Source organism: Acinetobacter sp. Ver3, assembly GCF_000632455.1.
Lineage (GTDB): Bacteria > Pseudomonadota > Gammaproteobacteria > Pseudomonadales > Moraxellaceae > Acinetobacter.
Genome location: NZ_JFYL01000073.1, coordinates 1 through 12,609 on the forward strand (window position 1 = coordinate 1; position 12,609 = coordinate 12,609).

Genomic DNA, 12,609 nt, shown 5'->3' on the forward strand with positions numbered 1-12,609 from the left:
ATTAATCTTTTATTGATTCATCAGGTGGAACTTCAGTAATACGACCACCACGTGCTAGAAAAGCAGCAACTTCATCTTCCAGTGCCTGACGTTGTTTGAGTTTAGCTGTCACTGTTAATGTTTCAGCTTCCGCGACATCGGCATCAGATACAGTAACGTCACTTACGGCCGCACCTTTTTCTGCTGCTTGTGATTCATTTTCGTCTACAACACTGTCTTCGTTGTCATCAAAATCATTTGCGTCTGTCATTTCAAACTACCCATCAATGTTTTCACGCACCTGATTGGAACGTGCTTTGATTTTTAGAGAAATGTATCAAGCTCTTTATCGTTCGCATAGTATCTAAAGCACCTCATTTGTATATTTTTTAATCATATTGGTAAAAAAATATATACTGATGATTCTTTTTAGATCAGATTTCAATTCACTTGATATCTTGTATTACTGAGCTGACTCAAACCATTCGCTTGCGACATAAACGCCGATTTTAACGCACTTATATTTTCAACTTGTTTCAAACCAAAGTTTCTCGCCCAAACAATAGGAAAAACAGGAGCAGATTCCATCCACCCAATCATAGACATACTATGCATCATGGCATCGTTTTGAAATTTACGGCGATGCTCATATTTCAATAAAGTTTGCTCATGAGCCCAAACGCCACGGGCGTAATCAGAAAGTAGCACATCGCATAGAATTGCTGCATCAAGGCAACCAATATTCACCCCCTGACCAGCAAGTGGATGAATAACATGGGCTGCATCACCAATTAGGGCTAAGCCATCTTTAATATAACGTTGAGCAGCTCGTGCTTTCAGTGGGAATTTTGCTCGAGGCGTTGCGGCTAATACTTTACCCAACATATGATGACTCTCTCGTGTCAGTAATTGTACAAAATCTTCATCTGAGAGTGACGCAAATTCGTCTGCATAATCATCTGGTAAAGTCCACACAATGGATTGCCAATGACCATATTCTTGATCTTCTAAACTTGCCATTGGGAGAAAAGCCAGTGGTCCTGTTTCTAAGAAGATTTGTCTCGCAACATGTTCATGAGCTTGTTCCGTCTTGATCGCACAACTAATACCAGCCTGATGATAATCCAAAACATCCAAATCAATCATGGCTTGTTCACGTACGAATGAATTTGCACCATCCGCACCAATTAAAAGTTTCGTTTTCAATTGAGTTTGATCAGCGAGATGAAGAATCCAACAACCATTTCCTTGCTCAATACGTTTCACTTGGATTTGAGTACGGTAATCATCAATCTGGTCGATCATCATGCTCTGAATGGCAAGGTTCAAGATACTTGGTTCGACCATTGAACCTAATATTTGTGCTTGATCAGGTTTAGAATGCGCTGATGTTCCAAAATTGATTTCACCAAAGCCATTTTTGTTCCACACCTGCATTCCCGTGTAGGGTTGTTGACGAGCCAACTTATCCCATACATCAACATGCTTAAGCAAATGAATGGTGGCTTGACTCAATGCAAGTACACGAGGATTCAATGATTCTAAGGTCTTCTCGTGATCCAATATCGGTGCTGCATCAAGTACAGTCGCTTGAACTCCACCTTTAGCCAGCAATAAAGCAGTTAATCCTCCGACTAAACCACCGCCCACAATCACGACATCTAAAATAGCATCATTCATGCTTTTAACCCCATTGCATAATTGGCAACGAGTGGCTTAATACCTGGAATATTTTCAAAGCACATTAGACCTGTATTTCGCACAAATTTTAGTATTGGATTTTGATTACTAAAGCCTCGCACCACAGAATCACAAAACTTAATCACACGTTGCTGATCTTTGAGTCGAGATTTTTCATACTCTTTCAGTACAGCAACTTCACCTAAATCGGCATTTTTGATGACCTGTTGTTTTAAATATCGGGTCAATACATATGCATCACGCATACACAAATTAAAACCCTGACCTGCGACTGGATGAATGGTATGAGCAGCATTACCCATAAGTACAACACGTCCTATTGCTTGTTTTTCAGACAAAACTTGAGATAAAGGAAAACTAAATCTACGACCAGTTTTCTCAAATTTACCAGCTCGGTCGCCATAGGTTTTTTGAAGAGCATCTAAAAAATGCTGATCATTTTCATCACCTAACCACTCTCCCTCAGTACCTTTAGGCACTGGCCAAACAACAGAGCGACGGTATTCACCAGGTAAAGGCAACAATGCTAAAGGACCAAGTGGGCTGAAACGTTCAAAACCGACATGGGAGTGAGGTTTGGATGTCTGCACTGTAGTGACAATCGCCACTTGATCATAATCATGCACTGATGCACCGACACCGAGTGCTTTTCGACAGAAAGAATCACGTCCATCTGCTGCTATGACTAATTTGGATTTAAACTGCAAATGTTTATTCGCTTTTGATGCTTCGAGATAAGCTAAATGTTCATCCTGTTTAAGTGACGTCACTTGAACACCATCAATTAACTCAATGAGTGGATTTTTTTTGACTTCTGATAACAATACTCGTCCAAGCCATGCATTCTCAATCACTTGACCAAAGCTTTCTACTTTCTCTTGAGCCGCGATTAAACGTGCCTTACCGAAACTTCCTTCTTCTGTGATATTTACTTCTAAAATAGGCGTTGCATATTGTTGCAGTGAATCCCAAATTCCCAATTCTTGATAAATTTGCACGCTTCGACGTGACAGCGCACTATTACGGGCATCAAAACTTGAATGATATGGTGCAAGGTTAGCATCATCATAGTTAGGATAGCTGATCGCCTCTAACAATTTCACTGCAATGTTAGTTTTAGCCAGCATAAGAGCAAGGCTTAATCCGACCATTCCACCACCGACAATGATGACTTCTTGTTGCATGTTTTGATCCTTATAAAAGCAAGCAATAGCTGCATACACATAAATTTTTAATCAAATTCATCTTACAATAAAGTTTTTACTTTTTATAATGAATTAGCGTTATTGAAGATGAAGCCATAATTCATTTTTCAATATTGAATATGACATTGAAAAAAAGCCGATGTTTCCATCGACTTTTGAGATTTGTGAAAATGGTTAACTCGCCATCAAGGCTTCGATATCTTCAATGGTTTTCACTACTTTAGCAGTCAGGTTTCTCGGTCCATCTTGAGTGACAACAATATCATCTTCAATGCGAATACCAATCCCTCTCCATTTTGGATCGACAGTTTCATCATCAGGGGCAATATATAAACCTGGTTCAATGGTCACCACCATACCTTCTTGATATGTTCGCCATTCTCCATCGACTTTATATGCCCCTACGTCATGAACATCCATGCCTAACCAGTGACCGGTTCCATGCATATAAAATTGACGATAGGCTTCTGTCTCAATGATTTCATCGAGATCACCCTGCATGATTCCAAGATTAAGCAAGCCTTGCACTAAAATACGAACAGCAACGTAGTGTGGCTCTTTGTAAGAGTTACCAATCCTAACCGCATCTATTGCAGCGATTTGAGCATCAAGCACTATATTATAAAGCGCCTTTTGTTCAGGATTAAATTTACCATTTACTGGAAATGTCCGAGTGATATCTGACGCGTAAAATTCATATTCACAAGCTGCATCTATTAAAACTAAATCGCCGTCATTAAGTTGTTTGTTATTTTCAACATAGTGCAATATACAAGCATTTTCTCCACCACCCACAATACTGTTATACGATGGTACACAACCATTTTTACCAAAAATATAATTCAGCTCCGCTTCTAAAGCATATTCCATCATTCCTGGTCGTACAGATTTCATCGCTTGCGTATGTGCTTGAGCAGAAATATCAGATGCGATTTGCATTAACTCTATTTCTTTTGGCTCTTTGTGTAGACGCATCTCATCTAAAATTGTATCTAACTGAATCAATTGTGTCGGTGCAGCGGTACCACGTCGGCTTTCACCACTTGCTTCTGCAATCCATTTTGTAATTTTTGCATCAAAACTGGCTTGTTGACTAATTCTATAAAATAATCTTTCTTTTCCTTGAAGCTTTGCGATGATTTCTTCGTCTAGTAGATCAATCGCATAAGCTTCATCCGCATCATAATCATCGACTGCACCATCAATCCCTGCACGGTAACCTGTCCAGATTTCCATCTCTCGATTGCGTTCACGACAAAATAAACTGTAGGTATAACCTTCTTCTTCAGTATCAAATGTTTCAATTACAGCAACTGCTTCAGGCTCTGCAAATCCCGTTAGATAAAAAAAGCTACTATCAGCGCGATATTTATAATCAGCATCACGATTTCTAAACATTTCTTCACGTGTTGCAATAATTGCAATGCTTCTTAGACCTATTTCAGCGGCTAATTGATCACGTCGTTTTTGAAAATCTGATTGAGTAAGTTTCATATCTTTTCTGCAGCTTAGGCTATTTAATTTAAGAAAATACAGTACTACTTATATGTTAAGTAGTACTCTTGATTAAATGTAATCAACTTGGTCGATGAGGTGTAAACATCTCAACGACACTTTGCTCATTTTTTTTCGAAATTGTTGGTTTTGCATGTTTCAGTAATGAGCTTTCTTCAACAGCAATCTTGGTTCGTCCAACAGATAAGCTCACTGGAATTAATCGAACAAATTCATAAAGTTCTTGATAGCTAATTTCACCTTCTTCATCATTATCAGAATCTTCAAACTCTACTGCTGCAATATCTTGCAAGTGTTCAATCAACTCAGCTTCATCAGTACGAATATGCCCAGACGCTAATCCAAACCCCAATACTACTCCAGCACACCAATCTGCTAAAGCTTGAACACGCTCAGACAATACATGTTCATCATCAGGCAAAATGGGTAAATAATCTAATTCATCTTCTGATAAAGCATGCGAAACATCTTCAGATTCCTCAGCCAGTAAATTAAGCGCAGTAGGTTCTAATTGAGGCACATTCAATGTAGACAAAATTTGTATCCACTCCTCATGAGATGGCGGTTCAGTTACACAAACAATACCTGTAAGTAGACCATGTAACTCACTAGGACTAGTAATTTCCTCAATTGAACCGAATTGTTGGTTCCAATCTGTCCAACCTGAAATATCGTCTTGCATTCGCTTTTCCAATCTCTATACTTCTGTATATATTACCTTTGATTGCGAAACTACGCGACCTCGTTATGTTAGAACAATTACAGCGTTTACAAACGCATTTAGGCACGCTTAAACATCGTTTGTCCGAAACCGAACAAATGAATAGTTCTCTTGAAGCTAAGCAGAAAGAACTTCAGGAAACTCATCAAACTCAAACTGCTCAAAAAAATAGCGTCATCACTCAAAAGCAAGAACAGATTGAAAGTCTAAATGACAAATACAATCAATTGGATGGTATTTATAAAACTTTAAATCAAGATGCTACTGCTTTAGCAGAACGTTATAGTCGTTTAGAAAAGAGTTGTACTGATTTAAAAAATAGATTTCAGGAAATCTTGGCTGAAAGGAATGAGTTGAGAGTCATCAAAGAAAAAATGTTGGCTGAACAACGTCAAGCTCAAAAAGAAATTGATGAATTGAAGGCTGAAAATCAACGTTTAATCAAAAAAAATGAACTCGCTAAAACTAAGGTTGAGCAAATCATTCAACGATTGGCCATTTTAGGTACTGATCAAGATCATCATGCCCAAGAAATCCAACAATTAGAAAATCCGGCTGAACAAAATGAGGAAGCATAATTATGTCTGAAGTCGTTACAGTCGAGTTAAGACTAATTGAACAAACATTTAAACTTTCAACCACTCAAGATCGGAAAGATGATTTACAACGTGCTGGTGATTTGCTGAATGAGAAATTTCAAGAATTTCGTAGAAAAGCACCTAACGTAGAACACAATAAGCTCGTTATCATGGTGGCTTTAGAGCTTATGCAAGAAGTTTTAACAATGAACAAATCCTTACAAGAATATTCTCATTGTGAACGCTTACTTGCAACAATCTTGGAAGACGTTGAAAAAACTGTATAAATTTGATCTAAGTTTGCACAGTCAGTTTTACTGAGTGAATTATCACGCAAATAATGGGTACACCAAGGTTTGCCAATCTCACTCATTTCGTTATACTTAATTTAACTCTGGGATGTTCGCCAGCGGGTCTATTCCCCTGCCGATACTTAAACTTATGGATTGTGTTCTGTATATTTAGAGCGTATGCCCACCTCGAGTGGGAAACCCAGCAAGTATACGTCGCGTCCACCTTGAACTCGTCGGGTTCAGGGTAACGACACATGCAGCGGCATCTCCGGAGTCTTTATTTTATTTTCTCTTTTTTCTTATTTTTGAATAAACATCCTTGCGCTTTATCCCAAATTAATAATCAATATTAATAATTTTTGATTTTTATCACATTATTTTCACTATAAACAACTTATTAGACACTAATCTAAAACAAATATACTTAACTCTCAATATTATTTAATTATTTAAACCTATTGCTTTATATATATTTAACAATATAAAAAAATTGACATATTATTTGTAAATTTGGTTAATAATGACCTAGTAACTTTTCTAAAATTTAAATTATTATTCCCCATAATAGAAATTACACAAAAAGTATTTCATTTTAATGTCTTCTTATTGTTTAAAGACTGCATATTATTAGTCAAACATTATAAACAATGAGAATAGATTTATATTTAAAGGAAGAGAATATGTCTAAATTAGCAAAATTGGCTGGGGTTGCGAGTATTGCTGCATTACTAAGTGCATGTGGTGGTGGAAGTGACTCGAAGCTTGACACGCCAAATGATAATTATATTAAACCAGGTGATGTGAGCTCTACATTTATACCTTTTAAAGATAAGGATTTTTTAACAAAACTTAAAGAAACGCTTGGTTTTTCAGAATCTTTGAATGTCATGGATGATCGATTTAATCAAGCATTAGGACACATGATTGGCGAAACATTGGGTGATGGACCCATTACTCGTACAGGTAGAGTAATTGAATTAACAGATCAAGGAACAAGTGCATTTACAATTTTTAGAAATTTAATTTGTACTGAGCTAACTAAAAGTGGAACTACTCAAACAATCAAGCTAAAAAGTGGTAATGATTCTTGTGCTACTAGTTTCGGCAAGGAAGTCGTAACATTTAAAGGAGGATCTATTTCGCTTACTGAAACATTAAGCTCTACCACAGTTGAGTTTAATAATGCGCTTTATACACCGTGGACTGATACATCTAAACTATATTTAGTCACTGGTAAAATTGTAAAAGATACAGTTGGTTCTAATGGCGCAATTTACTCTGTAAAAGATCCTTTAAAATTCCAGATTGTAGATAAAAATAACCCTAGCACTACATTGGAATATATGGGGCTACAGGATTATGAATACCGTTTTTTTGATGAACAATTACAAAGTGTGTCAAGTAAAGGTACAATTGTTGGCCAACCTAAAGATGCTAATTTTTCATATGCATTTAACTTCAGTGTAACTCAACCATTCGAAAAAGAGTGGTGGAGAATTTACCCGAAAGCAGGCGGTAAGTTAGAAATTATTGATGAGTACAATCAAAAGATTGTCGTTGAACAAACTAAAGATTATTCATCATCCGCATCAGTTCGCTTTAACTCAGGCGTGCCAACTAATGTGTCTTGGAGCGATATCGTTAAAAAGAAATAGGCATAAAGCCCCCATCTGGGGGCTTTTTTTAACCATTTAATTTCATGTGTTGCGCGTTCTCTGACATTCTGAGCTGCTCATAATGCACTGGATCATATGCGCATGCACTTATCAACAAAGTAGAAGTAACCACTGCGATAAAAATTTTCATCTCACATTTACTCTTTAACCTAGATGTGAGTAATTTAAAGCATGGCTAAAAACAAATAAAACCGATTAAAATTATAAAAACAATCTATTTTTTAGATTATTAGTTACTCATCTTGAAGCGCACACTCATAATTCTTAGGATCATCACTACATCGTATCTTTTTAAGAATAGACATCATTTCAGGATGATAATGCCCTTCTTTTGTCATCTGAATTCTAGCTTCGCGCATAATTTTCAAATATCCAGGTTTCTCAGCATCTCTTATATTCATCCAAAATTTAGGATCAATTTTAGATTCAGTTTGATCAATAAATCTATAAGCCGGTGTTAATTGCTTGGAAATAATCTCCCTTGCTATAGGCCCCATTCCAGCAGGAAATTTATTTCGATGCATAATCAATGTACCCGTTACTTGAACGAGTGGAAAACGAATAATTGCGCCTCGTACCTTGCCCTTGCTTGTCATTCCACGATAGAGTTCTAAAGGTTCAAATAAGATTGCAGGTGCTGCGATAATATCAACTTCCTTATTGTTGAATTTCCCGCCTACCGAAGTTAAATCCACTGTAACTGGTTGAGCACCAACATTTTGGACTAATTTTTTTTGGGTTGCGTCAAAACTCATTACAGCGACTTTTTTCCCAGCTGCTTTAGATAAAGTATCAATTTTACGATCATTTACCATAATATAAGCAGCACCTAAAGGCACAATACCGACAACCTCATAATCCTTATTGACCATTTTCGAATCAAATTCAGGTCTTGCTAACAGCTGAATCACTTTAGTCAGTTGTTTATAGTTTTGAACTGCACCTATTGCATCAATACTTCCAACAAAAGAGTTGAATTGCTTGGCACGTAAATTACTTATTCCAGCACCATCACAACGTTTACTTCTAAAGTCTTCAGTTAAAACCCGTTCATCTGTATAGACTTTTAAATTAACTTCAGTGGATGTTTTTTGCTTTAATTTTGGATAATTCAAATCTATCTGCATTTGTAGCTTAGCCGTACGATTGACAGTCATTCGCACGCCGAAATCTTGAGCAACTTTAGCAATTCGTGGTAATTCACTCATATAGCTCGTCGCTTGCTCAAATGCTTCACCATGAGCACCGCTCGGTGAATACACACATAAGGTGACTTGTTTCGGAATCTGTTGCCAAACTTTTGGATCATTCAGTAGTTTTTTTATTTTATTCACAGAATGGCTAGACAGTGATAAATCCAACTTAGAGCTAGTTTGAGCATTTACATGATTTGTGATTAGACCAGAAAGACTAATTACTGTCGTGAGCATAACCATACGATAAGCATGCTTGCTCTTTTTAAATAGAATACCGTATTTTTTATTTTTCATTATCGTTCCCTTTTCTATTTTTTATGATCAGAACTTAACTGATCCGATAGAGTTCAGCTTATCGGCTTCAATTTAAAATTAAATTGACCCTAATCTTTTATTTGTTACACCTAGAGTAAATGAAAAATATACTATCGAAAATATTCAAATCAGGTTGATTAAACCTGAGTAAAAATCGATAAACTACTTACCTTACACATGCACTTAGATTGGTATAGTTTGAAATGCAGTTGCAAACACAACTTTTAAGAAAAACTCTACGCTCTCGTAGAAGACAACTCTCAATTTTTACGCAACGACGTTCTGCTTTTCAGGTTTTGTCAAAAATCCAATCTCACTCTAAATTTAAATCTGCACAAAAAATTGGGATTTATTTAGATGCATTCGGTGAAGTTCAAACACATATCCTAATCATGCATTGCTTTTCGAAGCATAAAGTCGTTTATCTCCCAAAAGTCTCCAGACTTGATTCAACTTTAAAATGGGTTCCAATTTCAAAGCATCAATATCTAAATAAACGTTTTACTAAACATAAATTGGGAATGTATGAGCCTATGCATAGATTGGGGCAAAATGTAAAACAACTTGATGTACTGTTGATGCCCCTTGTTGCGTGTGATCATCATGGAACACGTATGGGTATGGGAGGTGGCTTTTATGATAGAACGTTAAAGCATGCGAGCAATCACCCCTATCGCATCGGTTTAGCGCATGACTTTCAATTAATTTTAGATCCTTTAAATCGCCAGCCTTGGGATCAGCCATTAGATGAGTTAATCACCCCTAAAAAACGATTAAAATTCAAACGGAGAATGTTAATTAACCCTAAATCCAACTGAATTTATCAAGATTAGTAGAAATAAATCGAATTTTAACGATTTTCACCCTTGTATTTTTTAAATTACACATCACTATAAAAATATGGCAACACCGTTGTCACTCATTAGGAGTGCTCATGACTGATATTATTATGAATGAAGAAAACTTAGAACTTCAGACCCCTAGCGTGTTACCGCTATTAGCTTTGCGTGATGTTGTGGTTTATCCACACATGCAAATTGCGCTTTTTGTCGGCCGTGAAAAATCGATTAAAGCAGTTGATGTAGCTCGTAACAGTGACAATTTAGTTTTTGTAGTAGCTCAACAAGATTCTCTTACAGAAGAAATTGATCACGACAATTTATATCAATACGGTACTGTCGCGAAGATTGTGCAAGTCGTAAATCATGAGAACGATGAAAACTGCATTAAGGTTTTAATCGAGGGTATTTATCGCTCTAAATTGATTAATATTTACGATCAAAACGATTATTTAGAAGCTGAGCACAGCCTTAGCCCAATGACGATCCGTATGGAATCGGCAACTCAACAAACTCGCCTCGAAGAATTACGTGGTCTTTTCAGCCAATACGCTGAAGCAAAACTACGTAATGCGCGTGAGTTAATTAATGCTGCAAATAAAATCGATGATTTATTGCAACTCATGTTCTTCGTCGCAACACGCGTGCCGTTAAATATCGAAGTGAAACAAAAATTCCTCGAACACGATGAATTTGAAGCTCATTTACAAGAGTTAATGACTTATTTGCTTCAACAGTCTGAAGAACAACAGATTGAGCAAAATTTACATGACAATGTAAAACGTCAAATGGAAAAGAATCAGCGCGAATATTTTCTAAATGAAAAAATGAAAGTTATTCAGCGTGAACTTTCTGACATGAATGGCGGTGCTGAAGATGATATCGCAGAGATTGAAAAACGTTTAGCTGAAGCTGATCTTCCTGAGCATGTTCGTAAAAAAGCAGAAGGTGAATTCCGTAAGCTCAAAGCAATGCAGCCTGCATCGAGTGAAGCAGCCGTAGTTCGTAATTACATCGAAACTATATTAGATACACCATGGAATAAGGCGAGCAAAGTAAGTATCAATCTTGCTAAAGCTCAAGATATTCTTGATGCTGATCATTATGGTTTGGATGAAGTTAAAGAACGTATCGTTGAATATCTTGCTGTTCAGTCACGTGTAAAAAAACTACGTGGACCAGTATTGTGTCTCGTAGGTCCTCCTGGTGTAGGTAAAACCTCATTAGGTGAGTCTGTAGCTAAAGCAACAGGTCGCGAATTCGTTCGAATGGCACTTGGTGGTGTTCGTGATGAGGCTGAGATTCGTGGACATCGCAGAACTTATATTGGTGCGATGCCAGGTAAGATTGTGCAATCACTTTCTAAAGTCGGTGTAAAAAACCCTTTATTCCTACTCGATGAAATTGACAAAATGGCTCAAGATCATCGTGGTGATCCTGCATCTGCCTTGTTAGAAGTGCTTGATCCTTCACAGAATCACAAATTCAACGATCACTATCTCGATCTTGATCTTGATTTATCTGAAGTCATGTTTATTTGTACTGCAAACAGTATGAATATACCTGAAGCTTTGTTAGATCGTATGGAGGTCATTCGCCTTCCTGGTTATACAGAGGAAGAGAAAATCAATATTGCTGAGCGTTACTTAGTACCTAAAGCAATCAAGAATAATGGCTTACGTGCTAAGGAATTAAGTGTACACGAAGAAGCAATTCGAGATATCGTACAACGCTATACACGTGAAGCTGGTGTTCGAAGTTTAGAGCGTGAAGTCTCTAAAATCGCACGTAAAGTGGTTAAAGAAGCGGTTAGTAAAAAAGCGAAAAATCTTCAAATTGAAGTTAATTCGGCAAATCTACCTGACTACTTAGGGCCGCATAAATTCGATTTTGGTATGGCTGAAGAAGAAGCTCAAGTCGGTCGTGTTAATGGTCTAGCTTGGACTTCAGTTGGTGGTGAACTACTGACAATTGAAGTTGCAGCAATGAAAGGTAAAGGCAAATTTGTAACCACTGGTTCTTTAGGTGATGTTATGAAGGAGTCTATTACTGCAGCCATGACCGTAGTGCGTACACGAGCTGATGCTTTGGGTATCGATTCTACTCGCTTTGAAGAAACCGATATTCACGTGCACTTACCTGAAGGCGCTACGCCTAAAGATGGTCCTTCAGCTGGTCTTGCTTTGACGACAGCATTAGTTTCAGCGTTTACTGGCATTGCGATTCGACCTGATATTGCAATGACTGGTGAAACTAGCTTGAGTGGCCGTGCAATGCGTATTGGTGGTTTAAAGGAAAAATTACTGGCTGCACATCGTGGCGGTGTAAAAATGGTCTTTATTCCACAGGAAAATGCACGTGATTTAGTCGAAATTCCTGATAATGTGAAAGAAGGTTTAGATATCAAAGTTGTAAAATCAATTGATGAAATTTTACCACTAGCATTAACCTCTATGCCTAAACCATTAGTCAAAACACCCATTGTGAAAGCAGTTGACGAATCAAAGTCTGCTCGACACTAATCGGTCTTTTAAGTGAAGAAAGAGAGCTTAGGCTCTCTTTTTTTATAAGATGCCAATGGATGAAAAATT

At 37.2% G+C, this 12,609-nt stretch carries 11 protein-coding genes and 1 other RNA gene; 6 read left to right on the forward strand and 6 right to left on the reverse strand.

Features of this window, described 5'->3' with window-relative positions; genetic code table 11:
* Window position 1: 1 nt before the first annotated feature.
* The 5 genes from CL42_RS13770 to CL42_RS13790 all read right to left on the reverse strand — a co-directional run bounded on the left by CL42_RS13770 (window position 2) and on the right by CL42_RS13790 (window position 5,082).
* The gene (locus CL42_RS13770; RefSeq protein ID WP_035269751.1) at window positions 2-250 is read right to left on the reverse strand and encodes a hypothetical protein; all 249 of its coding nucleotides are present in this window, start codon (window positions 248-250) and stop codon (window positions 2-4) included.
* Window positions 251-420: 170 nt separating this feature from the next.
* On the reverse strand, window positions 421-1,659 hold the full coding sequence (locus CL42_RS13775; RefSeq protein WP_035269753.1) for an FAD-dependent monooxygenase: 1,239 nt from the start codon (window positions 1,657-1,659) through the stop codon (window positions 421-423).
* Window positions 1,656-2,864, reverse strand: coding sequence for an FAD-dependent monooxygenase (locus tag CL42_RS13780; RefSeq protein ID WP_035269755.1), 1,209 nt, complete (start codon window positions 2,862-2,864; stop codon window positions 1,656-1,658). Before CL42_RS13780 ends, CL42_RS13775 begins: the two co-directional genes overlap by 4 nt.
* Window positions 2,865-3,059: 195 nt before the next feature.
* Window positions 3,060-4,379, reverse strand: coding sequence for a Xaa-Pro aminopeptidase (gene pepP / locus CL42_RS13785; protein ID WP_035269758.1), 1,320 nt, complete (start codon window positions 4,377-4,379; stop codon window positions 3,060-3,062).
* An 82-nt stretch (window positions 4,380-4,461) separates the two neighbouring features.
* Window positions 4,462-5,082 (reverse strand): UPF0149 family protein, encoded by a 621-nt coding sequence (locus tag CL42_RS13790; protein ID WP_035269760.1) that lies wholly within the window; start codon window positions 5,080-5,082, stop codon window positions 4,462-4,464.
* A 65-nt stretch (window positions 5,083-5,147) separates the two neighbouring features.
* On the opposite strand from CL42_RS13790, the gene CL42_RS13795 reads away from it, so the two are divergent.
* From CL42_RS13795 to CL42_RS13805, 4 genes are all read left to right on the forward strand, one after another.
* Entirely contained in the window at window positions 5,148-5,699 is a 552-nt protein-coding gene (locus CL42_RS13795) for a hypothetical protein (RefSeq protein ID WP_035269763.1), read from the forward strand.
* A gap of 2 nt (window positions 5,700-5,701) precedes the next feature.
* Entirely contained in the window at window positions 5,702-5,986 is a 285-nt protein-coding gene (locus CL42_RS13800) for a cell division protein ZapA (RefSeq protein ID WP_035269766.1), read from the forward strand.
* A 101-nt stretch (window positions 5,987-6,087) separates the two neighbouring features.
* Window positions 6,088-6,271, forward strand: a non-coding RNA gene (ssrS, locus tag CL42_RS16815) — 6S RNA.
* Window positions 6,272-6,672: 401 nt separating this feature from the next.
* The gene (locus CL42_RS13805; protein WP_035269769.1) at window positions 6,673-7,647 is read left to right on the forward strand and encodes a hypothetical protein; all 975 of its coding nucleotides are present in this window, start codon (window positions 6,673-6,675) and stop codon (window positions 7,645-7,647) included.
* 254 nt (window positions 7,648-7,901) lie between these two features.
* Here the strand turns inward: CL42_RS13805 and CL42_RS13810 are convergent, their stop codons facing one another.
* Window positions 7,902-9,158, reverse strand: coding sequence for a putative solute-binding protein (locus CL42_RS13810; protein ID WP_035269771.1), 1,257 nt, complete (start codon window positions 9,156-9,158; stop codon window positions 7,902-7,904).
* Window positions 9,159-9,382: 224 nt separating this feature from the next.
* Between CL42_RS13810 and CL42_RS13815 the strand changes: the two genes are divergently transcribed.
* Together CL42_RS13815 and lon are read left to right on the forward strand one after the other, a co-directional pair.
* Window positions 9,383-9,997, forward strand: a complete 615-nt coding sequence (locus CL42_RS13815; RefSeq protein WP_035269772.1) for a 5-formyltetrahydrofolate cyclo-ligase — start codon at window positions 9,383-9,385, stop codon at window positions 9,995-9,997.
* Between the two features lie 116 nt (window positions 9,998-10,113).
* On the forward strand, window positions 10,114-12,540 hold the full coding sequence (gene lon, locus CL42_RS13820; RefSeq protein WP_035269773.1) for an endopeptidase La: 2,427 nt from the start codon (window positions 10,114-10,116) through the stop codon (window positions 12,538-12,540).
* Window positions 12,541-12,609: the final 69 nt, after the last annotated feature.